The sequence below is a fragment of the Legionella sp. km535 genome (assembly GCF_003990085.1).
In the GTDB taxonomy this organism is placed as follows: Bacteria; Pseudomonadota; Gammaproteobacteria; order Legionellales; family Legionellaceae; genus Legionella; species Legionella moravica.
Window position 1 is genome coordinate 26,294 of the sequence record NZ_RZGU01000003.1, and the last position, 24,107, is coordinate 50,400.

The following is a 24,107-nucleotide window of genomic DNA, read 5'->3' on the forward strand; positions in this document are numbered from 1 at the left end:
AACCTATAATTTCAAAATTTCTAAATCCATAAGCATGACGTTTTAAAATCAAATGGTATAATGACCCCCGAAATTTAGACCAGACAAAAATATTTTTTTGAGAGATAATAGCCTCCTGTAACCCTCCCCTAAAATAGTTGTATTCCTGATTAGAGTTCTCCAAGTTAAACTACTACTAAGGAGAACGAAGATGAAAAAATCGCGTTATACAGAGGCTCAGATTGTCAAAATTCTAAAAGAGGTTGAAGCAGGCCGACTGGTTAAAGAAGTTTGTCGTGAATATGGTATATCTGATGCAACATATTACAACTGGAAAGCAAAATACGGAGGCATGGAGTCATCAGACATAAAGCGTCTGAAAGACCTTGAAGAAGAAAACCGTCGTTTAAAGCAGATGTACGCTGAGCTGAGTCTTGATCACAAAATCCTGAAGGATATTGTTGAAAAAAAGCTGTGAAGCCAACTGTGCGTCGGGAGTTGGTTGATTATACAGTCAATGCTCATGCTGTGAGTTTACGCCGCGCTTGCAAGGTTGTGGGTATCAGCGACTCGGTTTATCGCTATAAGCGGGATAGTCGGTCTGATGAAAGTGTTATTGTGGCATTGCAAGAATCATCTGAACGTTACCCAGCGTATGGCTTCAGTAAATTGCTTAAGGTCTTACGGCGTCAGGGGCACAAATGGAATCATAAACGGGTTTACCGTGTGTATTGTGAGCTTAAGCTCAATATGCGTCGCAAGGGAAAAAAGCGGTTACCTAATCGCTCACCTGAACCTCTGAGTGTGCCAGCGTCCATTAACCAGTGTTGGTCAATGGACTTTATGTGCGATGCATTGATGTGTGGTCGACGCTTCCGAACATTTAACATAGTGGATGATTTCAATCGTGAAGTGTTAGCGATCGAGATAGATTTGAGCCTGCCCGCACAGCGAGTAATTCGCGTATTAGAGCGTGTTGTTGCCTGGCGTGGTATCCCTGCCAAACTACGCATGGATAATGGTCCTGAATTTATTTCCAGTGCCCTAGCTGATTGGGCAGAAAAAAATAAGGTGCAGTTGGAATTTATCAAGCCAGGCAAGCCAACACAAAATTCATTTATTGAGCGATTCAATAGAACTTATCGCACAGAAATACTGGATATGTATGCGTTCAAAAATTTACACGAAGTAAGAGAGTTAACAGAAAACTGGATAAAGGAGTACAACGACGAAAGACCCCATGATTCACTAAATGATTTAACGCCATGGGAATATCTGGCAAAAAATCAGCCAATGAACTCTAATTTAGGATGCCACTAAATATGGGGGGTTTACAATTTTTAAACAATCACCTAAAGCATCTCTCAGAATCTAAAGAAAATCATAAAATTAATTATTTAATAAAATGTCGATATTCTTTCCAATTTTAGTAGTTATAAAATTCACATCATTTAAATCATTTAAATCATTTAATTTTTTTAAACTAATTTTTATAACATGTGCATTATTTTTGTCAGTTATAAACAGATCACTATATGGAACATAACTCCCATGGCTATAATCAACAGCACTATTCCAATTTAAATTAAAAGAAGTATCTCTTTGGTTTGCATGCTGAGAAAAAAAAGGAATTGAAAAAGATGGAAATGAACTAAATGGTAAGTTTTTTTCTAAAAGAAATTTATAAGGGATTCCAATTTTTATTAATGCTTCTTTTAATTTTTCTGCTATTAACTTTTGTTCAAATAGATCATATCTTTCTGCCATCTGCATTGTTTGATTCTTTATGAAAGACTTTACACTATCAAACATAGCGTCTTGATTACTCCTTTTTAGTAAATTTTTATAGGTATCATTTGCGGTAATATAAAAGAGTTCTCTAATTGAGAATTTATTAAACCTTGAATCTAAATTATTAGCTAATTCAGTAAAATACTTTGTATATGGAATGAGTCTAAAATTAAACATATAGTTTAATGCTTCTATTGTTAGCAATCTGCGTGTATTACATAAATACTGTAAATTATACTTTTGAATTTCTAAGCCTCGGTTTATTACTTTTTGAGTGTCATTATGCTGAGTCAATTCTAAAAAATTTAGTTCTGAAAAAAGAAATACGTACTCCTCTGAGGACAAAGCTATTTCTGAAAGCCTCTCATAATCTTTATTAGTTTTATCAAGTAAATTAGCCCAATGATTTGTATCGAGGTAAATCAGCATAAGAAAAACCCATTTATATTAATTACAAGCAGCTTAATTATTCTGAGCGGCCAATTTAGGCATCATCAATTTATTATTCTGATTTTCATTTATTTTATAAACAATATAGATTATTAAAATAGTAGCGATTGAATGAAGTAGCTCGATTACGATCAACTCCAATAAATACATCTTAATTTCTGGCAATGAATGAGGAACAGAGTAACTGTTTATTATGCGGCTTAAAATTCCAGCGCCGATAAATAAAATCCACCATATTGGAATAATTAAAGGCGTGGAAAGTCTTTTCCAATTCTCACCAGTATTCGCACCATCTGGTTGGCTTGCTTTCCATATTTCAGCCACGGCCTTGAATGGCCAGTAAAGACAAAGGAAGGGAATATAAAAACTCCAAACAGATAAAGCCGGAGAAAACTCTAGCCCATTCATACCTAAAAAAGATAAATTTTTATTGGCTCTATATATCCATAAAGAAAAAGAAACTGCACATAAAATGAATAGAATGATATTGTATCTTGCCAAACTATCACTAAAATTTAATGAACTAATAAACTCTGTTCGTACGAGCTCTGAAGGATTGCTAATGAAATTGTTTAATAAATAAACTGAATATGTATAAGATAATACAAAAACAATTTTAATTAAAAAATACAACGGAAAGAGCACTAGAACTAGAGTAGTAAATAAATCATTAGATTGATAAGAAGCTCCTTCATTTTTCATCATAACACTCCATTGAATTTACCGACCAACATTAAATGGTAATTGATATAGTATAGTTAAAAATAAAGGCTTAGTTTGAGAGGTAGAAAAGGAATTTTGGATCGTTATTTGGATCGACTTAGTATAGTGATTGACTGGGGCATACTGTAACTTATTGATTCTATTGGTCGGGACGGAAGGATTTGAACCTTCGACCACTAGCACCCCATGCTAGTACGCTACCAGGCTGCGCTACGCCCCGATTGGTAGGGAATGATATCTAAGTTGGGTTCAAATAACAAGGGTTTTGGACTGGATTGTGTTGATTGAGGAACAAGTTACTGAACATTGAGAATAAATTGTTCCCCTTTTCTCCTAATGAATTTCGTTAGGATCACCTGTTAACCTGCAAAACAGGTTCATCATAGCGATTTGGTCAATGCTATTGGGCACTGTTTCCAGTAAGGCGGGTGAATACACAACCACAACCAGGCATTGCGCTCTTGATATTGCTACATTCAAGCGGTGTTTATCGAATAGAAAATTTAAGCCGCGTGGTGATTCGTTTGCGCTACTGGCACACATACTTAAAAATACTACAGGTGCTTCCTGTCCCTGAAATTTATCAACACTACCCACTTTTGCCTGTTCGCCCAAAGCCGTTTTCAGTTTATTCACCTGATGATTATATGGGCTCACATAAAGAATATTGTCCCAGCCGAGTATCCTTTCTTGTCCGTCATGGGTGTAAAACGTTCGTCCCAGTAAATCCCTGGTTAAAAGTACTATTTGTTCCACTTCTTCATCACTGGCCTGAGTATTCCCTTCATGAAACACTGGAATGGTGACGATGCCGGCTTCTTTATTCAAAGGGCCTTGATAGTTATTCGGTATCCGGATTCGCTGTTTGTCATTTTCTGGTGCTGTTTCAAGTTTGCCTTCATAAATGGCTTCACTGATAAAGTGATTCACAGCGGGATGCATGCGATAAGTAGTACCAAGAAATACCCCCATGCTATCAGCAATTGTAGGGGTATTATGTAATAAATAATCCAAAATGGATAAGCCGCTGTCTTCAGGATGGCTTCCCTGAGAGGGTTGCCCCAGTTGCATTTGGTCGCCCATTAAAATAATGTTGCTTGTTGATCGGCTCATGGCAATTAAATTAGCGACACTAACCTGACCTGCTTCATCAATAAAAAGATAATCGAAGGCTCCCTCCAGTTCGTTTCGGGACAAACCCCATGCAGTAGACCCGACAACACAACCTGGCCTGATAAAATCAATGATGTTTTTAGTTTCCAAGACATCGATATTGAGTGCGTCAATGGCGCCATCTGTATTACGTGTACACGCGAAATGCCCCTTGATCCCTTCCTTCTGACAGTAGGCGGCTGCACTGATCAATAAATTATTAATCGCTTTGTGACTGTTCGATGAAATGGCAATTTTTTTCCCTTTCTGAATCAACTCGGCAATCAAATGTTTTCCCGTATAGGTTTTACCCGCACCAGGCGGTCCCTGAATGGTAAGATAGCTGTTGTCCAGATGAGTAACCGCCTTTATCATTTGTTGCATACGCTCCTGCGGGTTATGGCTTGGCGCTATGGGTTGACCTGAGGTGTGGTATTGAATTCGGGGCGTTGTTCTGGCAAGAAAATCAATCAAGGCTGACTGCGACAGAGTTCCCTTTAAAAAATCCTGAGCCTGCTTGGCAATTGCTGCCGGTATGGGGGCTGGATTTACGTATTCATCGGGAATTAAGGTGATCGATTCCTTTATCTCGGATCGGAGTTGCAGCGCAATTAAACCGTGTTCCAAATCACTATCAGTTGCATAGTGAGAGGCTTTTACAGATTTTCCGTCTTCATATTCCTTTCCCAACACGTAGTATTGATTCGCACTGCCTTTAAATTCCTGATCCGGATCAAATGAATATTCATAAACCAGATTACGCATAGAAGGTTTGGGTTTATATCCCGGTTTTTCGGTGCGCTGACAACAGGCCAGGCAATCAATATCATGAAGAAGTTCTTCCTCACTCAATCCCTGCCTATCAAACATACGCCAAAAAACTGGCTTGTTTTCGCGTCGATGAAACTCTAACGACCAGGCGAGAACGGTATGAATCCTTGCCTGGTCATTCTTGCCTTCATGAGCTAATTGTTCCGCCTGACTCAGCAAAGCATCGCGTAATTTTATCGTTTCGGAAATTTCTTCTGTAAGTTCATTTTCGATAAGTTCAGTTTTACCCAGATAATTAATTCCCAAATGGGTTTGTTGGGTTCGGAGCCAAACCGCCAGTTCATGTGTTGAATTGCAGTCATCAATATTGTATTCGCGAATGTCATTGAGTATTTTTGAGGTTTGCCACGTGTCCCCATCCGGGTGTTCCCGCCAACGCTCATAAACGACAACCGAGTCACCGCCAGAACCTACTTCGGTATCCCGTTTACCTCGATATAAATGCTCCACATTTTTAATGGAATAGCGTGGCTCGCCAATAATTAATGAGCCTTTTACTACTTTATACAAATCAACAAAAACCTCATTGCGTAAAAGTTGATCTACTTCAAACTCGCACACACCGTATTTACCCATTAATTTCCGACAAGCGGATACTTCGTAAGGAGCATAATGATAAATATGCATGGCGGGATCATCGAGCCAACGTTGATAGGCCCATTGAATAAAAGCTTGAAAACTCTCTTTTTCCTGTTCGTGATGGTGTGCCCAAAAGTCGGTATATTGCCGATTACCCTGCTCATCAAACCAAACCACTCCCCATAAATATTCCAGACCGCCTTCTTCCAAAGGGAACCCTTCCAAATCAAAAAAAATATCGCTTCGTGAGGCTGGAGGCAATAAAGCCAATCCTTGTTTTTTCCCTCCCTCCAGTTGGATCAAATGAAATTCAGGTACGGATTTACCCTCACTTTGTTTTTGAATTCTGGCTTGTAGTTTCAACCGCTCTAAAATATCGGGCTTGATGCCTTTAACTCTATCCAATTGAGTATTGGCTAAAGCAGTCATGCTGGTTATTCCTACCTTGGTCAAATTCTTGATTTGCCCGGAAGTAATGGTCGCCACTTGAATCAGGTGATCTGCCTTTTTTAACAAGTGCTCAGCATGAGTACCCCATCGCCCCCAACTTTTAGATGCAGCAGGATCTGGGCAATTACTCGTAGTAAATTGCTGGTGAGCGATTAGAAATTGATCTTTTAGTTGTTGATAAAAATAATAATAATCTGCCATCCTGAACCGTTTGAATTCCTTAGAGCCTAAAATAACCGTAATGTACTCGGGTTTTCTATCTTGAAGGACTTCCAGCATTTCAGCATAGCAACAGAGTTGAATCAAAAAAGAAGGTTTAGCTGATTGCGACAATTTGCTATCGTACAATTCATAATGATAATCACCAAACCGGCTCGCCCCTTCTGTTTTGATAAGAAAATCAGCATAACCTTTAAAAGGAAGCAATTCCAACCGTGGCTGATATATCACATCAAATCCCTTTACCATTGCCTCACGTGTTGCGTTAAACGGATCTTCGCTTTGATGTAGATTCGCAATGGTTAATCCCTGCCTCTGAAATTCTGCCAACACCTCCAATTCATGTTGATTTCCCAAATCTTGTAACACCGCGCCAAGAGCATCAGCTTCATCTGGAGCAGGAAGTAATTCGGGATTAGTCAAGGCCAAATGCTCCATCCACGAAGAAAAGGGACTTTCCATGAATTGAGTTAAATCTGAAGGAGAAAAGATAAGCTGGCTGGATTCAATATACATTTTTAAAATAAACTGTTATGAAATGTTATGATTCTAGGTTCAAATCAGTTAAAGAGATAGCGGTAGACGGTATTATTTACTCCGGTTTCATTCACTCTCAGAATATATCCTTATAAACCGTCACCCTCTCCCCCACGCTACGCGCGGTGGAGAGGGGATTTGATCGAAAGAAGCTTATTTACCCCGGACACTAATGCATTACATTCGGGATGACGTGCTCGGAACTCTTCAGGCCATAGAACTGCAGGATTATTGGTTGTAGAAAAATAGGTACTATTCGATGCTGCACTGGATTAAACTAATGAACTTTGCAGGAGCCTCTAATGCGACTACCCAAATGTTCTGTTTTTATTGCCACAAGTCTTGATGGCTATATTGCCAGAGATGATGGTTCTATTGATTGGTTAATGAAATCCCATGAACTGGTGCCTCAGGGCGAGGATTGTGGCTACAAACAGTTTATTGCCACTGTAGATACGCTGATTATGGGACGGGCATCTTATGAAAAAATCAGGACTTTTGAAGAATGGCCCTATGGGACATTACCCGTGATTGTAATGAGCAGTCAGAATATTCAAATTCCTGAATCCTTACACTCTCATGTCTCTGTAACCTCCGAACAACCCGAAGCATTAATCGAGCAACTTCGTACACAGGGAGTCAAACATGTCTACATTGATGGAGGGGTTACCATACAGGGCTTTTTAGCTCAAAACCTGATTGATGAATTAACCATTACCTACATTCCGGTACTAATCGGTTCTGGACGCCCTTTATTTGGCGCACTTAAAGAAGACATTCACTTGCAATTGCTTGAAACGAAGACTTTTGGAAATAATATAGTGCAGGTCAAATACAGCATAAACAACTAAAACACAAAAGCCTCTCTAACATCAGTTAAAGAGGCGTTAGCATGAATAAAAAAAATGAATCTTTTTATAGGGAATTTTTTATTCTTTGCGCTTCAAATTTGGAATGTGATATTTGAATGTATCTGTTGCAATTATTCAACTCAGCATACTGTAAATTAAAGACTGCATTATCGAGTTCTTTTTTCGCAGCTGAATAGGCATTCTCTACTATCCAGTCTCCAGCATTTTCAATGTATATGGATGCCATCGCAAGTTTTTCTTCGCATGCTCTTTTTTCCTGGCTTGAAACTAAAGAAGCAACAGACTGCGCCAGGTCACGACACTTTTGAGCTAAAACCTCTTTACTATCCAAGCTATTACTCGAATGTGCATTTAAAGCCAAAACAGACAGGCTTAAAATTAAAACTCCTTTTAATCGATTAATCATATAAACTCCTGTAATTTTCTGAATAAAACCTTTGCGAACATTGCATTTCCCTAAACAACTAATGGTAAATCCAGAAGACAATCCTGTCTCAAATCTCAGAAATCGAGTACTTAATAGCAGAGCTTGTGTATAAAAAACTCTGAACGTTCTTCCGGCCAGAGACAGAAGAACGTGAATCGAACAATTACTTGTAAAGTAATTAACTCATGGCAATCAGAACTGCTCCGCAAAAAGCTGAACCTTGTTAACCAAAAGCGTTAATTCCTGTTATGTGTCTTCCCATGACCAGGGTATGAACATTATCAGTACCCTCATAAGTAAAGACCGATTCCAAATTAAGCATATGTCTAATGACATGATACTCAAGACTAATTCCATTTCCGCCCATTAGATTCCTACATTTTCGTGAAATTTTCAATGCCTCACGACAAGCATTCCCTTTAGCCAATGAAATCATCGTCGGTGTTTCCCGATGCTGATCCTTTAAGCGGCCAATCTGTAAATTAAGGCATTGTGCTTTGATAATCTCGGTGTACATTTCTGCCAAATCTTTCTGAATTAATTGAAAGGAACCCAGGGGTTTATCAAATTGTTTACGTTCCAGCACGTAATCACGCACCAGATCAAAACACGCCATAGCAGCCCCCATCGCACCCCAGGCAATACCATAACGCGCCTGACTCAAACAGCTCAAAGCAGCGCCTAAACCCTTCTCCGTTCCAGGAAGAAGATTTTCATCAGGAACAAAAACTTGATCAAAAACCAGCTCACCAGTTATGGAAGCACGTAATGACATTTTCAATTTAATTTCTGGACAACTCATTCCTTTGGATCGCGTATCAACAATAAATCCTCTGATCCCTGACTCAGTTTTGGCCCAGACTATTGCAATATCGGCTATGGGAGCATTGGTAATCCACATTTTTGCTCCATTTAATATCCAGCCGCCATCTACTTTTTTAGCATGGGTACGCATGCTTGCAGGATCGGAGCCGGAATCAGGTTCTGTCAAACCAAAACAGCCAATCACTTCTCCAGCTGCCATTGCCGGCAAATAGCGCATTTTTTGTTCTTCATTCCCAAATTTGAAAATAGGGTACATGCATAAAGAGCTTTGTACGGAAACGAAACTGCGCAAGCCACTATCGCCCCGCTCTAACTCCTGGCATACCAATCCATACGCTACATAAGATGCTTCTGATCCACCGTATTGCGTGGGTAAAGTTAAACCCAATAAACCCAGCTCAGCGGATTGTTTTATTAATTGACGCGGAAAATGAGCATGTTCAAAAGATTCAGCCATCAATGGAATTACATCATTGCTGACAAAACGCGCAACGCTATCACGTATCATGCGCTCATCATCATGCAATTGTTCATCAAGAAATAACAAGTCGTCCACTTTCCTTCTCCCTTTTATCTGACTGTAATGCGATTACCGCTTCTACGATACTTTCCTGACTGGGTAATAAATACTGCCAGGCAGTTCCTAATGGAATAAAACAATCCTTACCGGTGAGACGTTTTATTTTCAAACCTGATGGGGCCTCTTCCATTAATAATGTCACTAATCCTTCACTAATTGATCCGCTTTGTCTACCTTCATCGACAATTAAAACACGTTTTGCATGAGCCACTTCGTTTAATATGGCTTCTTTGGGCAATGGGCTAAGCCAGCGCAAATCGACAATTTTAACCTTGATTCCGTGATGCTCACGCAACACTTTTTCTGCCTGGCGCGATAAATAATATCCATTTGCATAAGTTAAAATCACCGTATCGCCTTCACCGTAAACTCCCACGCTGCCTTGAGGAATCAGTTCATTCGGAGCAGGATAATCAAATAGCCAGCCATTATCCCCCGGGCTATGTAAATCCTTAGTCATGTATAAGGCAATAGGCTCCAAAAACACGACTACGCGTCCGTCCTGATGCGCCAGACGCATGCAGGTTCGTAACATACGCGCAGCATCTGGACCATTTGATGGGCAGGCGACAATAACACCGGGTAAATCACGCAATACGGCAATGGAGTTATCATTATGAAAATGTCCTCCAAATCCTTTTTGATAGGCCAGTGAAGCGATTCGCAACACCATGGGGTTTTTATATAAGCCACTGGAAAAAAACGATAGGGTAGACGCTTCGCCCCGTAATTGATCTTCGGCATTATGTAAATAGGCTAAAAACTGGATTTCAGGTACCGGGATGAACCCATTATGGGCCAAGCCAATCGCGGTTCCCAAAATAGTTGTTTCATCCAAAATCGTATCAAAAACTCTGCGTTGGCCAAAACGAGCCTGAAGATCTGCAGTCACTCGATAGACTCCGCCTTTTTTCCCAACATCTTCACCAAAGATCAGCATGTTCGGGTATTGCAGCATCAAATCAGTCAGCGCAAAGTTAATCTGTTGACACATGTTGCGCTTTAAGGACAACTGACTGTAAGCCGCAGCGAATGCCTTGATGCGCTTGGCTTCGTCCGGAAGATCATAACCTTTCTGTTGCTCTACTTTGGGAATGATTGAAGCCATCACTTCTTCAGCACTGTTCATTCGAGGCTCTCTGATTGCTTCTACCGCTTTAGCTTCGATAAGGTCTTTATTATCCTGATACAGATCAACCATCGCTTGAAGGGTCATCCAGCCCTCTCGATACAGAATACCGGCAGTATGCAGCAAAGGATCATTAGCCTCCCGGCGTTCAATTTCGCTTTGAGTGGCGTATTGAGATTCAATATCAGAACCGGCATGCCCCAACAATCGAACACAACGCATGTGCAAAAACACCGGTTGTTTTCTTGTTCGCGCCAAATACTCTGCTTCCTGAGCTTTCGCATAGGTATCGGCAATATTCAAACCATCACAACTGATGTAATGAAGTCCGGGTCTGGAGCTGATTGAAGTCTCTATCCAGTTGGCTGGAGTGGGAACCGAAATGCCAATGCCATTGTCTTCGCAAATAAAGACTATGGGCAAGGGATAATTTTGTTGAGCAATCCAGGAACAGGCATTCAAGGTTGTCTGAGTAGAGGCATGATTGGTCGACGCATCACCAAAGGAACAAACAATCACTGAATCGGCACTCAGGTTTCCTTTTATGCCCAGCTCTTTTGCACGGGTTATGGATAAAGCCGCACCTAAAGCTTTAGGTAAATGAGAAGCTATAGTGGATGTTTGAGGAGGAATATTTAATGGTACGCTACCAAATACCTTGTGTCGACCACCAGAGATCGGATCACATGCTGCAGCGACCAAAGACAGAAGAATGTCTTTTACACCATCTGTGCCCTGAAGTTGCTTTGCCCTTTGTAAATAGAAAGCGCCACTTCGATAATGCAAAAAAGCCATATCAGTGTGCTTAAACACCTGCCCCATTACGGCATTACCCTCATGCCCACTGCTGCCTATGGTATAAAACGACAATCCTTTTTCTTTTAATTGCCTGGCAATTAAATCAAGTAATCGGGATTTAATTTGCGAATCAAAAAGCTCTATGGCAGTTTTTTTATCCAGCTCTGCCATTTCTGGACTCATGGAACTTTGTGGTTCCGGGAAATCTCCTTGCATTACTCGCTTAATAAACTGCTCATCAACTACACTGGCTCTATCTAACATCACCACACCCTGTTCAAATTGCGTAATGACCAGATGAACTCAAGGCTCTATTCCCTTAATCTAAGAGTAATGATTGTCTCGGTTCAATTCCTGGTATCCCTTCCTGGTGAATTTTAAAGCAATTCACAACTCTGCCGATAACAAAGAAGTTGAGTATATACTGATTCAATTTGAACCGGAAGAATGCCTATGGCTGTTGAAATGAATAAATCTTCAAGCATCAGGTTAACCCCTGTCCAGGAGATAAAATTAGCAAAACCGGCTACCGAACTTTATGTAGGACAAATCCTAAAAACGGTTGTCGTCACCGCATTAACCAATAATCAGGTATTGATTAATATTAACGGTCAAAATCTCAATGCCAAAAGTTCCCATTATTTTGCTCCGGGAGATCTGCTCGATGTAAAAGTAATTGCAGCAAACCAGAACGAGACCGTACTCGAAGTGCAACAGAAGGATCCTTCGTCATCGATACTGCAAAATGCCCTGCTTCAGACTCTGCCCAAACAGGCCCCGCCAACCAATATGCTCCATACCCTCACTGCATTGATGAAATCAGACCAATTGCCTTATGCGCTCAGTCAACAGATTAAAGCCCTGTTAAACAGCATTACCGGTCTAGGTCAACTACCTCAACAATTCATGCAGGCTGTTAATCATAGTGGTATTTTTTTAGAATCAATATTGCTTGAATGGCAAAAGGGGATTACCCAACAAAAACTGAATTCAGATTTTAAAGGGCAATGTATTAAATTATTAAACAGTCTACCAGCGAACAGAAGAGACAATCCCTACAGGGTTCCAGATACAGAAATAAAACAATTAGCCAGGGATCCTTTGCCCCTGCCAGGGGCTATACCTCAACCTTTATCCCCAAACCTGTTACTCAATACCATGGACTTATCACTTGAAGCATTACAGCATATTCTGCGTGATCAGATCGGTCAGGTAATTGCCCGAATCACAACACATCAGATCAACCATCTTTCAACGAATCAGCAAGACGGATACCTCATTATGTTTGATCTGCCTGTAAAAACCGATCATAACATTGACGTTATTCCTATGATGATCAAACAGCATAAAGCTGGGCCCATGCAGCAATCTCGATGGTCACTTTCGTTTGCCCTCAATCTGACTCATTTGGGAGCCTTACAAGCAACAGTGACACTTCATACGAAACAGATTGATATTAAAATCAATACTCAAAATGCTTCAGCCATAAAGACGATTGATGAATATCAGGTGGAAATGCAAGAGGTTCTTTCTAAATTAGGACTACAACTTCGCAACTGGAATGTCCAAGCAGGATTGGAAGAGAATCACATTGACGTGGCAAATTTACGACTACTGGACATACGCGTATGAAAAAAAAGAAAACCAGGGCAGTTGCATTACAATATGATGGCACGTCTGCTCCCAGGGTGATTGCCAGAGGAGAGGGTTATTTAGCCCGAAAAATTATTGCTACTGCCAAAAAGCATGGCATTCCTCTGGAACAAAATGAGGAACTCACGTCTCTGTTAGCAAGTGTTCGGATCAATGAAGAAATTCCCAAGGATTTGTATGTTGCAGTCGCGCAAATATTGGCTTTTCTTTACTATGTGGACGGAAAAAAATAACAAAATACAAAAGGAAACGACACAACTGGCGTTTAAAGTCCAAATAACCTACAATTTGATCATAATAACCACAAGAGGTTGCACTATGAAATGGATATTGTTAATAGGAGTTGCCTTATTATCTACCGGTTGTGTTTATACATCTACGGAAGTCGTTGAATACAGACAGGTCACTGTCGCGCCGGTTGTTGAAACTGTTATGTTCGATTACGATCAACCAGGCCCCATGGATGTGACCACAACGACTATTGACTTTTATTAATCGAAGAATGTGGAGTGGTATAAACCTAATAATTTATACCGCTTTGAATTGAGAAAGTCAGCCATTGATCTTGCCTGATGCAATCTATTTGACGCTGAATTGTCCACTGGGAGGAGAAGGTTCATCGTCCACATTCTCATCCTGTTTCATCTCATGCAGTGCAGTCTTGAATTCAGAAATAGAGTGAGCCAGCCCCTTTTCGCAACCGGCTTTATATGCAGCAACTCCTGCTACACCCGTTGCAGCAACAACACCAGCCCCAATTGCTGCAGCTCCCCCAACACTCAGCCCCACAGCTCCTGCGACTGTCATTAGAAGACTGGCTCCTCCAGTAGGAATTGCAGCTAAAACACCAGCTACAACCAGTGCTAAACAGGCAAAAGTCATTAACCCCACCCCCAAAGCTTTCCAACCTGGCGATGAGGATCCTGATGCATGCTGTGAAAGACCAGCCAACCGCCTCAGACTTTCCTGATAGTCAGGATTGTCGGATTGATCATGATGCTTGATAAGATGAGAACAGTGAGGGAGCGTTGCATTAAGATCAGCCAAACTTCGCGAATCAGGATGATCCGCTGCAATTTTTTTTATATTTTTTAATACATCCAGACCACTTTCGTAAAACTGCTGCCTTTTTTGATCACCTTGAATTGTTTGGGAAAAATCAGCCAGACTTTGTTCAAAGTCCTGCACAGTGCTCCGATATTGATTCCAGGCTTCCGGAGAAGGCATCTTAAGAAAATCAACAGCGCCCACCTTGTTTTGCTTATTGGTCTTTGCGCTGGAGCGATAAAATTGCTCTGATGCCGCCGAAGAAAACGCCGTACCGCTTCCAAAAAAATTATTTGCCATGGAGTCGGTTTTCATCCCCGGAGAGCCATGAATATGATGTGTGGTTATTTCAGCGGCATTACCCCCCTCAGCACGCATGGTTTGAATATTGGCGGGGTTTTTGCCCATCTGCTCATAGCGTTTTTGCATCCAGACCTGAGTTGATTTTTCAACAGCAGTTCCAGTTCTGTCCTGTCCACTGGCGCATTGGACAATACTTAACGTATCATCGTGTTGTGCCGCTGTGAGTACAACTTGAGTTACCTGATCCAGTCGATCCGCTTTTTGCAAAGGCAGGGTACCAACAGGCGCCTGTCCTTCGGCAAAATGTAAATTAGGCGCGACATCAAGAACTCGAAATGTGCCATCAGGATTCGTTGGCGCATAAGTAATGTCATCACCATTCTCTTGTTGACGCGTTGCCTGGTACAAATGATTAATCATCGTCGTCTGATTTTCCAGAGGACTGTAGGTATTCAGGCAAGTCACATGTAATTTTGGAGGCACACTATTCATTCGTTGTGCAGCAGCCATTCGCATTTGTTCTAAATTCTCAATGGTATGCCCTTCAATAGCCTTGCTGGATTCCCCAGACCCCACGTATACGGGCACCCCCATTCGTGCCAACCAGAGTGTATTCTCCTGAGCCGCATGAATGGTATGAAGATCGGCCTCCTGCAAACCCTCCTCAGTTATTGGAATCAGTTCATTTTTGACAATAAACCCATTTTTGGCTCCAACAGGATGAGTTTTTCGTGCCTGAGCAGAAAGTGCTGTTGTATCCTTATCCATCAGATCAACAAACAAGGCATCTGCCTCCTGAAAGGCTGTATTTTTTGAATTATGTGCGTTTTTTTCGTCACGAAAAGGGTAAGGCTGAATCTTCTTTAATTCATGGATTGCTTCATGTTGCTTTTGTGTTTTTTCGGTGACTGGATATTGCGTTTCACGCTGCAAAACCTGTGCGGATTTATCATAGGTTAAAGTAACCATAGTTCGTGCAGGATTTTCAAGAAGACTTGATAAATTACGATAATGAAACAAGAGCTTTTCCGCTTGCTCAGCAGTGTCACATCCTTGAGTTAAATTGGCTTCATGAAGCTCTTTAATTAATGCCGTATTAAAATCTGTTTCAAGTCGTGTTATTTCTTTTAATTTTTCAGCGTTACTTTTATCACTTTGAGCCGATTCCAGGACAGCACGGGTTAACTCTTGGACATTAGCTTTCAAACGCTCACGGCATGCCGGTCCAGGTTCCTGAACACCCAATTTTTGGTTAATGGCAAAATCAATGGGACGTAAACGGGAAAGGCAGCGCAGCAAAGCATTATTTGCTTCAATAACCGGTGCATTATGAGGCATCCGATCTTCTAAAGGAACTGATTGAGTGGCATCCCTAACCCATTGCACTTCACCATCAACATGAACAAGCTGAGACACGATACCAAATTGCGCGTCATTGGTTTCGCGCAACAAATCGCCCATCTCACTGTATAAATCCTGCAAGCCAGCATGAGGGGTGCTGTTGATTGTATCAACAAGAAGGCTACTATCAAGGCGTTGTTCCTTGACTTGCTTATTCTCTTTTTCATCACGATAAGAGGTTTCTTTCACCATCGATCGATACAAATGTGAATGAGGCATAATTTTAATCTCACTGATTCAATTAATACGGTATATAAAGTAACTATACTCCACAAATATTAAGTAAACCTTTTCTTGATGAAAAACCGCAGGACTTTCTTTTGGCAATATCAACAGACGATTCAGTGAGTTCGGCGATAATAGACAAGGAATTTTCATCTATCAGTTCAGTATGAACAAATATGCGTTGTGGGTTTTACTTTGAGAGATGCCCCCATCCCAGAATGTAGTTTAACGTTCCAGCTCAACACTCAGGTGATCATAATAATGCTATGTTGATTATTTTTAACCCATCAAGTATGATCGCTCTCCGTTATTTAAGCATGTACTATTTTGGAGAATGTATCAATGCGAACATCTAAGTTGTTTTTTTTAGCCATGGCACTTAGTACGAATATCTATGCCCAGGATCTTAAAGTTGTTGGAACGATAACCCAGACTCTTAAAGCTCCTCAAAATAAAACCCTCAATACAAAAGCAAAAAAACAAGACATTAAACTTCTTAAAATGCAACTGTCCCCCAATGCTATACAGACACTGAACAAGCGCAGTACAGCAACAATTAATAAAGCCAATACCCTGGTAACCCCTGCTCATTTACCGCAAAAAATTGAATTAGGGATGAATGATGTTCCTGTTTTAAACCAAGGAAGTTTTGGCTCATGCGTCACGTTTGCAACCACAGCAGCAGTTGATGCTGCATTGAATAAAGGGGATTACGTCAGCCAATTATGTCAATTGCAATTAGGTCTATATCTCGAAAAAAATGGATATGCACCTAGTGGCTGGGACGGCTCTATTGGACGATTGGTGCTAAGCCAAATGGAACAGTTTGGAATTGTCAGCAAAGAAAAACAAAAAACAATGGGTTGCGGTGGTTTGACTGAGTATCCACAGAGTGAACAACCGACCTGGGAAACTGCAATGCCATTAGAGAAGTTCCGTGAACTCAGTGAAGATCTCTATGAAAAAACCATCATTTTTTCGCCAATTCTTGATATCTATCAAGCGATTATGGAGCGAACTGATACAAACAAAACAATCAATGACGTTAAAACTGCTTTAAACGAAGGTGATCGAGTAACCTTTGCTGTTCTTCTTCTGGATTTCGATCTGGGCACCATGGGTGCAATAGGTTCGCATCATTCCCAATTTGATACCTGGGTTCTGACACCTGAGATAGCACGAGATATTTACTTGAATCCTTTTTTTGGTGGGCACGAGATGGTCATTACAGGATATGATGATAATGCCATTGCAATTGACGATCAGGGCCGTCAACACAGGGGATTATTTACCCTTCGCAACTCCTGGGGTGATGAATATGGAGATAAAGGAAATTTCTATATGTCCTATGACTACTTCAAAGTATTGGTAATTGAAGCACAGCGCATTAGAAATCTTCCCAGTGAAATTGAAAACACTGATACCGCTACAGCTTAATATCCCGATAAAATAACTCAGGTTGAATAACAGCCTGAGTTATTTTCACTTCCAAAGTTAAACGTTAATTCACTAAATACGTTTTAACGCATTCCTGATTTTTAATTCGAGGACTTTTTACCCCATAAAACAAACCGGATTCCATACTGTCGCAGACTTGTTCCTTAGTCATAGAGTTTAAACATTGCGCCAGATTGGTATTCTTGCAGTTTGGGAAAACAGCATCCGCAGTTCCTATCGCATGATAGTTATCTGTGCCCCAATCATTTGAATCAGTTGTGTAATAAGTAATAAAATCGTTTATCTTAAATTGGTGATCCAGGGAGAATACCTTTAGTCCTGGGTTATTATGATGAACACGGCTAACACTTGGTGTTGAGTAATTATATATATTCGTTCCATCACTTAATTGAATTTTTCTGAACTCATCCATATGAGTATGGGAAGAAAGCAAGGTTATCTGACCGAAACGATGATGATACTTATCCAATAACTGAATAAAGCGGGATAAATAAGCCGGATGCCAAAATAAGGCTCCATTATAAGCCGTTCCAGGAGGCACATGCATGGCGATTAATAATTGTTTGGCTTGATGAGTCTTCAATTGTTGCTCTAGCCAAAACAGCTGTGTGTAAGCATCTTGTTGTTGATTAGGGTATTGGGGCATATAAAAAGGAATTTTGGTAAATTGAACCGTGTTCAAAGCCAATAATATGATTTCCTTGTTATCAGGGATGACGTAACTGGAATAATACCCATCTTTTCGCATATGGCTGTCTTCAATGATTAATCCCTCACAATGGGCGCAGGCTCCAGTCCAATCCGAGGCTAAATCCAAAGGGGATTTCCCATCCTGTGCAAAGGGTTGATAATTTCCGCCTAAAGAATCATTATTCCCAGTGATGTAAAACATGGGTTTTAAATTCTGATCCGCTTTATATAGTCCAGCAAATAAAGTCTTTTCATAAGCTGCCTTTTTGGCCGTAACAAAAATTGAATGAGTCGGGAGATCACCCAGGTAAAGAATAAAATCTACATTATTAGTCAGCTCTTTAATCCGGTTCAAAGCAATCGCTAAAAATTCTTTACCCGTATCCTGACCATCTAATGAGCTGTTGTCACTTCCGTAATGAATGTCTGAAACAGTTAAAAAGCGAGGAGCGGCTATGACAGAATGAGTAATACAAACCAACAAAAAAAATACTTTAATCAAAAAACGCAATTCAATCTCTCCAATAACAATAGGATAATTCATACTTTATATGAGTATTCATTCATAAAGTGTACTACAGCTTATGGATGTTTGTTTTATCGTGCCAAATAACGATTCATTCAAACAAGTGGCTAGCACCCACAGTCAGGCCTAACTGACCATGGGTCATCAAACACATTAAACAGCCTCGCGGATAATCCAGGTTCTTCCTTTTTGATCTTCATTTGAAGGTGTTTTTATCCATAACATCATGGGATTTCCTTTAGGAGCAAAATTTAACGAGTCAGATGATACAGCAACGGCAAATGAATATTTTTTTCCCAAAGGTTGTAGAGCAGCCCACACTTTGTTTCCATCCGATTGATTATCAGTTACAACAAGCTCATTGCCTCTGTAGACTACATTTACATCCTGGCCTTTTAGGGCTAATCGTACTGCCGATTCCAAACGTCTCCATTTGGCTTGATGGCTTCGTTGTACAGAGACCTGAGTTGGGTTCATCTGGAAGTTAATCCGATTATGCGGTGCAAAAACTCTCGCTAATCTACTGCTTTCCGGACTTTGTTTCAAAAAATACGAGGTCAGAGCATCCAGTAATGGACGTCCGGGACCTGAAGATTTCCCAGGCAATCGATTAATATACATCGCAAAAGCCAAAGTATGGCCATTGACAGTGTATAAATAGCCAGACAAGCTGTTCATTCCGGTCATGGTACCTGTCTTGGCACGAACAAAACCCTGCTGTCCAGGTTCCTTAAATCGTTTTTGCAAAGTACCGTCTCGGCCTGAAATGGGTAAAGCCGCTATGTATTCATAAGATAACGGAAAACGTTGATATAAAAACTTCAATAATGAAATTGTTTGTTCTGGGGTAACCAGATTGTATCGCGATAATCCAGAGCCATCGGTAAAAATGGCGTTCGTCAAATCGATACCGGTCTGTTGTTGCAAAAAATTCTTGATGACAGGCTGTGCCTCATTCCAGTTAAGTGGTGCCCCGTTAATTTTAGCGGCTGTATGCAAATACAGGCTATCCGCATACAAATTATCTGATGGCTTTAAAGTATCGGCCATCAACTGCCTGATGGGTTTTGAATACTGAGTAGCAATGAGAAGAGTTCCCGCCGGGGCTTTACCCAATTGTACCTGACCGTTTAATTGAATGTCTGCTTTTGCCAATTCACTTTTTATCATTCCCTGGGCATACATTAATGGGTTAATAATTGCCAGACGTTGTTGTAAAGCCCATTGACCTAATCCTACACACCCCCGTACAGTCAGGTGATTGTCTTTATCCAGAGTAAACCCCACTCCACATCCCTTTTCATTGGCTTTGGTTGTGACCTGATTATCCAGGACTACAGCGCCACCACCATCATCAACTTCAATAACCGCTGGAGCACCAACTTGTGACCCGGGATTTACCGTAACAGTCAGTCGGTTGGAATCAATCATCAAGGGAGCTATAGGCGCGCCATAACTGTAGGATAAGTCCGATTTTAACCAACCCGGTGGATAAGCGGTAACCGAAGCAAGGCTGCTGTCAATAATGACATTGCCCTGAATAGAACGAACATTCCACTCCTTAAGTTTGGAAAGAAGGGAATTTAAATCATCCCGTGTAAAAGAAGGATCACCACTCAGATGCAAATAAAGAGTTCCATCAAGAACCCCCTGGTTTATTTGTCCTGCACTGGTGCTCAGTTGGTTTTTAAACCGATAATCCGGCCCCAGCGCTATCAAAGTAGCCGCTTCCGAAAACAGTTTCATATTACTGGCAGGAATAAATAAACGCCCTGCATTACGTTTGTAAAGCGTGGTTCCAGAAGTTAAATCCAAAACCACAATTCCAAGATTGACGTTAGGATTCAAACGGTTTATTAACTGGTCTACACCTGTTTGCAAACTGGCACCAGAAGATATAGACCATAAGGCCCACAAACAAACGCCAGTTAACGTCCTTTTCATCAATTGTGTTTCCTTAATAAATAAGAGTGAACGATTTAGCACATTTAACTAATCATATCTCAAGCCCAGGCGCTCCAAAAGCCCTGCAAGGGTATCATTATCAAAAAATTTAACCTTTAACCAACCACCCTCGGCAGTATCGTTTACTATTTGCACAGGAGCACCGACCTGTTCGGATAAAATAGATTGCAAACGTTCAATATCCCTGTCTTTTCTAGCGTTCTTAGGGCTGTCTAAATCCTGAGTTTTATAATCTTTTACAGCCTGCTCCAGCTGCCGGACTGACCATTGTTCTTCGATCACCTGTTGGGCAAACAGTTCTTGCTGTTCAGCCGTTAATCCCACAAGAACCCGAGCATGCCCAAAAGACAACCTGGCATCACGAATCAGGCTTTTAACAAACTCAGATAAAGAGAGTAAACGGATGATATTAGCTATATGACTGCGAGACTTGCCAACCAATAAGGCTATCTCATCCTGATGATAATGAAACTCATCCATTAATCGACGATATCCTGTAGCTTCCTCAATTAAATTCAGATCCTGACGTTGGATGTTCTCGATAAGAGTCAGCGCGCAAGCCTGTTTATCTGTGTACTCGCCCAAAAGACAAGGCACTTCCCGTAATCCTGCTATTTTTGCAGCGCGCCAACGCCTCTCACCGGCAATTATCTCATAACGTTGTCTGGCAATAGCCCGGACAACCAAGGGTTCAATTAAGCCTTGCGAGGCGATGGATTGAGCTAATTCATTTAACGCGTCAACATTAAAATCCTGACGAGGTTGATATTGACCTGCATGCAATTGTTCAATGGGTATATAAATAAATTCAGTATGCATCTTAGCGAAAAACAAAAAGAGAGTGATGATTATTGTTTCATAAACCAGTCAGGATTAATACCTGGCTTGATCCATAAGTGTAAAAGACGAGGGTGTATTGTGATCACTTAATGAGCAATATTAAAAAACATTGCCATTAAGTTAAAAAGAGTGCTTCGATCACAACACCTGGGGACTAAATTGCATGATCGTTGTGTAATTCGACTTGATGATCGGGTTTTTGTTCCACTGGGTTGGAAAAGAATCTGATTTTAGCGTTATAAGGTTCTGTCTTGACAGTGCTTCTCAATTCGTCAGCAAGATCCGGATATACAGAGATTAATGCCCTGCTTTGTTTGATGATATGAGTATCCTTGGAAGCTTCTATCATTTTCATATAATGTGCTGCTGTTTTCACATCGGTGCTTGAGCCGGATTTCAATAATAATTCCGTCAGCGACAACATGGCATTGGTACACCCGCTAGCAGCAGACTGTCTCATCATATTTTTATATTGGGGTGATGTAGGTGCGTACACTTGGGCCAGACGATACAAATCCAACGGATTTTTTTTCGCCAAAGCTTTCATTTCAGACATTCGGCTGACTACCTCCTGCTGTAATGCAGGATTATCAGGGTTTTTATGTAGTTCTTTCACTAAGTGTGAAAAATCACTACCGATGTTTGTTAAAGCAACCATTTCTCAACCTTTAATATTAAAAGTTAGCCTCAGAATATATGCTCAAAATTAAGGCATCATTAAGAGTGAATTACTTTACAGTTTTTTTACACTTGTTTATTTTCAACAACCATCATGAAGAGTGTTCAATGAAAAAAATAAATCCTCAGATACCCTTAATTGAACTATTGCGATACCGATACACTACTCAAACATCCCAACGAAAATTGATTTCAACTGCCTGAGTTAATAATCCTTTAATATCATGCTGAGCTATGTAAAAATTACTTTCTCCCGGTAAACCAGGATTGGATTTAATGAGGCTATTACTTGCTTTAAAATCACTAGTACCCAAGAGTCTGTATTGAATCAGCAACGAACTGTATGCGTTCATCGCACGAGCAATTCCCGTTTTAAGTTGCCAGATAAAGGCGGTGCCATATAACGATGGACTAAGCTGACTTGCTGGAGCAATTTCAAATATAGGGGTATTGGGATCATCCACTGCAAGTAAATTATTAGTCTGTACTCTTCCTGATTTCAACCAGCTAACCCCAATTCCTCCGCCAATAAACGGAGTCCAGTCCGCAAGACTATTAAAATCGTAAGAAGCATTGGTAAGAAAAGAGTATAAATGGGCTTTAGTTGATGTCGTGCTGATAGGATTATAAAATTGTTGTGCGTACACCGCACCAGTAACGCTATTTTGCTCCATCCAACCATAACTACCATAACTGTTACGTTTCATATTCTGATAAAGGAATTCAGTTTCTGCGCGCCAATGAGTATTTAAGTGATAACCTGCAGCAGCATTAAGATCAAAACCATTTTTAAACTGATTATTCCAATTGACATTGGGCAGAGAAAACAAGCTTGTTCCAATAGCCGTTGGAGAATAAAGAACTGATGTCGAGTTTTCAGTAAAACTGGTCTTTGTACCCGAGAAGACACCCCCAACGCCCAGATTAATATAGAAGCCGGCATGCATGGAGGTAGACCAAATTATCGGAATCAATGGTGCTAATTTTCTGACAACATAACGCATCTTTAAGTCCTTTTAAAATAAAACAACCAAAACCAGAAGCAGTTAATAAGTACCCTGGCCATCCTCACAAAGCAACAAATTTCAGTATTTCGACAAAGATGAGATTAAAAAACCCTGCCAATCCGAAGTACCAGTGCATAATAGGGAAATTAAAGACGTGAAATAGCGATCCCCCTAATATTCTTGCTTAATTCTTATCATAAAAGCCCCAGGCTAGATGAAATAGCATATGACCCAGAATTGCAGAAATCAACCCGTATTGCCAGAATAAGAAACCAAAAAGCAGTGATTGCCAAAGACTGAGCAATACGAGGGAGTAGAGAAAACGTCTGCTTGCAATACATCCTGCGGCAACATAAGCAGGAATTTGTCCGACAGCAAAAAGAAAACCACTAAGTATAATTGAAGTAACGATTACTGTATTACTTCTTTGTTTGGCAAACATCAGGCCAAAGTAAGCCACCACATTCATTAACCCCCATCGAACGATGACTTCCTCTACCACCCCACCATAAAGAACACAGCCATCAAGGCCTAGAGCTGCTCGCAATTTTGCTAAAATTTGAAAACTATGTTCATCCAGGATGGAAGCGACGATTCCATAATAAAACACAAAAAAAATAACGGAGCCGACCAGGGTATATAGAAATGTAGGCAGTACAATGGATTGAAAAGAATTCAGTCCCGCTTTACCTGTTAAAAGGGCTTCCAGCAAAGGGGCGTTCAAACCGGTTTGTCCGGACAATACTGATCCCGCAAAGGCCATAACACCCACCATAAACAGGGTTTGCAGCACTGCGAATCGACCCAATCGTTTTTTTAAAGCATCACTATTATGCGGCAATAGAAAATAAACTAGCCGGGACATTGCAATGCAGACACCCGGAATACACAAGCAAAACAAAACAATAATAAGTGGCCAATTGATTATCATGGATCATCCTTTATTTTAATTGGATCGTTGAATCGTGGCGA

Annotated in this window: 19 protein-coding genes and 1 tRNA gene; 6 read left to right on the forward strand and 14 right to left on the reverse strand. The window is 40.6% G+C overall.

The genetic code is table 11. The features are described 5' to 3' along the window. Nucleotides 1-190: 190 nt before the first annotated feature. Nucleotides 191-1,299 (forward strand): IS3 family transposase gene (locus ELY21_RS02375; protein ID WP_233588640.1). Its coding sequence is split into 2 segments (ribosomal slippage): nt 191-443 and nt 443-1,299, totalling 1,110 coding nucleotides; the frame shifts between segments, so codons are not numbered across the junction. 69 nt (nt 1,300-1,368) lie between these two features. On the opposite strand, the gene ELY21_RS02380 is transcribed toward ELY21_RS02375, so the two are convergent. The 4 genes from ELY21_RS02380 to ELY21_RS02395 form a co-directional block, all read right to left on the reverse strand. Beyond that, nucleotides 1,369-2,199: a hypothetical protein gene (locus tag ELY21_RS02380; protein ID WP_127106553.1), complete on the reverse strand. Its 831-nt coding sequence runs from the start codon at nt 2,197-2,199 to the stop codon at nt 1,369-1,371. A gap of 33 nt (nt 2,200-2,232) precedes the next feature. Beyond that, nucleotides 2,233-2,925: a DUF4328 domain-containing protein gene (locus tag ELY21_RS02385; RefSeq protein WP_127106555.1), complete on the reverse strand. Its 693-nt coding sequence runs from the start codon at nt 2,923-2,925 to the stop codon at nt 2,233-2,235. 161 nt (nt 2,926-3,086) lie between these two features. Beyond that, nucleotides 3,087-3,163 (reverse strand) — tRNA-Pro (locus ELY21_RS02390). A 113-nt stretch (nt 3,164-3,276) separates the two neighbouring features. Beyond that, on the reverse strand, nt 3,277-6,690 hold the full coding sequence (locus ELY21_RS02395; RefSeq protein WP_127106557.1) for a TM0106 family RecB-like putative nuclease: 3,414 nt from the start codon (nt 6,688-6,690) through the stop codon (nt 3,277-3,279). 323 nt (nt 6,691-7,013) lie between these two features. Here ELY21_RS02395 and ELY21_RS02400 point away from each other — a divergent pair, with 323 nt between their 5' ends. Further along, nucleotides 7,014-7,562, forward strand: coding sequence for a dihydrofolate reductase family protein (locus ELY21_RS02400; protein WP_028383208.1), 549 nt, complete (start codon nt 7,014-7,016; stop codon nt 7,560-7,562). 64 nt (nt 7,563-7,626) lie between these two features. On the opposite strand, the gene ELY21_RS02405 is transcribed toward ELY21_RS02400, so the two are convergent. The 3 genes from ELY21_RS02405 to ELY21_RS02415 all read right to left on the reverse strand — a co-directional run bounded on the left by ELY21_RS02405 (nt 7,627) and on the right by ELY21_RS02415 (nt 11,606). Next, on the reverse strand, nt 7,627-7,989 hold the full coding sequence (locus ELY21_RS02405; protein WP_127106559.1) for a hypothetical protein: 363 nt from the start codon (nt 7,987-7,989) through the stop codon (nt 7,627-7,629). A gap of 244 nt (nt 7,990-8,233) precedes the next feature. Beyond that, the gene (locus ELY21_RS02410) at nt 8,234-9,391 is read right to left on the reverse strand and encodes an acyl-CoA dehydrogenase family protein (RefSeq protein WP_127106561.1); all 1,158 of its coding nucleotides are present in this window, start codon (nt 9,389-9,391) and stop codon (nt 8,234-8,236) included. Then, nucleotides 9,369-11,606, reverse strand: coding sequence for an alpha-ketoacid dehydrogenase subunit alpha/beta (locus tag ELY21_RS02415; protein ID WP_127106563.1), 2,238 nt, complete (start codon nt 11,604-11,606; stop codon nt 9,369-9,371). Before ELY21_RS02415 ends, ELY21_RS02410 begins: the two co-directional genes overlap by 23 nt. 201 nt (nt 11,607-11,807) lie before the next feature. Here ELY21_RS02415 and ELY21_RS02420 point away from each other — a divergent pair, with 201 nt between their 5' ends. From ELY21_RS02420 to ELY21_RS15695, 3 genes are all read left to right on the forward strand, one after another. Then, the gene (locus ELY21_RS02420) at nt 11,808-12,974 is read left to right on the forward strand and encodes a flagellar hook-length control protein FliK (protein ID WP_233588641.1); all 1,167 of its coding nucleotides are present in this window, start codon (nt 11,808-11,810) and stop codon (nt 12,972-12,974) included. Then, the gene (locus ELY21_RS02425) at nt 12,971-13,228 is read left to right on the forward strand and encodes an EscU/YscU/HrcU family type III secretion system export apparatus switch protein (RefSeq protein WP_028383203.1); all 258 of its coding nucleotides are present in this window, start codon (nt 12,971-12,973) and stop codon (nt 13,226-13,228) included. Before ELY21_RS02420 ends, ELY21_RS02425 begins: the two co-directional genes overlap by 4 nt. Before the next feature lie 85 nt (nt 13,229-13,313). After that, entirely contained in the window at nt 13,314-13,490 is a 177-nt protein-coding gene (locus ELY21_RS15695) for a hypothetical protein (protein WP_199741615.1), read from the forward strand. 84 nt (nt 13,491-13,574) lie between these two features. Here ELY21_RS15695 and ELY21_RS15545 read toward each other — a convergent pair whose 3' ends face one another. Next, on the reverse strand, nt 13,575-15,965 hold the full coding sequence (locus ELY21_RS15545; RefSeq protein ID WP_158618501.1) for a hypothetical protein: 2,391 nt from the start codon (nt 15,963-15,965) through the stop codon (nt 13,575-13,577). Between the two features lie 348 nt (nt 15,966-16,313). On the opposite strand from ELY21_RS15545, the gene ELY21_RS02435 reads away from it, so the two are divergent. Beyond that, nucleotides 16,314-17,408: a C1 family peptidase gene (locus ELY21_RS02435; RefSeq protein WP_127106567.1), complete on the forward strand. Its 1,095-nt coding sequence runs from the start codon at nt 16,314-16,316 to the stop codon at nt 17,406-17,408. 64 nt (nt 17,409-17,472) lie between these two features. On the opposite strand, the gene ELY21_RS02440 is transcribed toward ELY21_RS02435, so the two are convergent. From ELY21_RS02440 to ELY21_RS02465, 6 genes are all read right to left on the reverse strand, one after another. Beyond that, nucleotides 17,473-18,663, reverse strand: a complete 1,191-nt coding sequence (locus ELY21_RS02440) for a metallophosphoesterase (protein ID WP_127106569.1) — start codon at nt 18,661-18,663, stop codon at nt 17,473-17,475. 135 nt (nt 18,664-18,798) lie between these two features. Beyond that, nucleotides 18,799-20,589 (reverse strand): D-alanyl-D-alanine carboxypeptidase/D-alanyl-D-alanine-endopeptidase, encoded by a 1,791-nt coding sequence (gene dacB, locus ELY21_RS02445; RefSeq protein ID WP_127106571.1) that lies wholly within the window; start codon nt 20,587-20,589, stop codon nt 18,799-18,801. A gap of 48 nt (nt 20,590-20,637) precedes the next feature. After that, complete coding sequence (locus ELY21_RS02450) at nt 20,638-21,429, reverse strand: ParB/RepB/Spo0J family partition protein (RefSeq protein ID WP_127106573.1); 792 nt, start codon at nt 21,427-21,429, stop codon at nt 20,638-20,640. Between the two features lie 175 nt (nt 21,430-21,604). Further along, complete coding sequence (locus tag ELY21_RS02455) at nt 21,605-22,108, reverse strand: type IV secretion protein Dot (protein WP_127106575.1); 504 nt, start codon at nt 22,106-22,108, stop codon at nt 21,605-21,607. A 187-nt stretch (nt 22,109-22,295) separates the two neighbouring features. After that, entirely contained in the window at nt 22,296-23,132 is an 837-nt protein-coding gene (locus ELY21_RS02460) for an outer membrane protein (protein WP_233588642.1), read from the reverse strand. A gap of 187 nt (nt 23,133-23,319) precedes the next feature. Next, nucleotides 23,320-24,066 (reverse strand): type II CAAX prenyl endopeptidase Rce1 family protein, encoded by a 747-nt coding sequence (locus ELY21_RS02465; RefSeq protein WP_127106577.1) that lies wholly within the window; start codon nt 24,064-24,066, stop codon nt 23,320-23,322. Nucleotides 24,067-24,107: the final 41 nt, after the last annotated feature.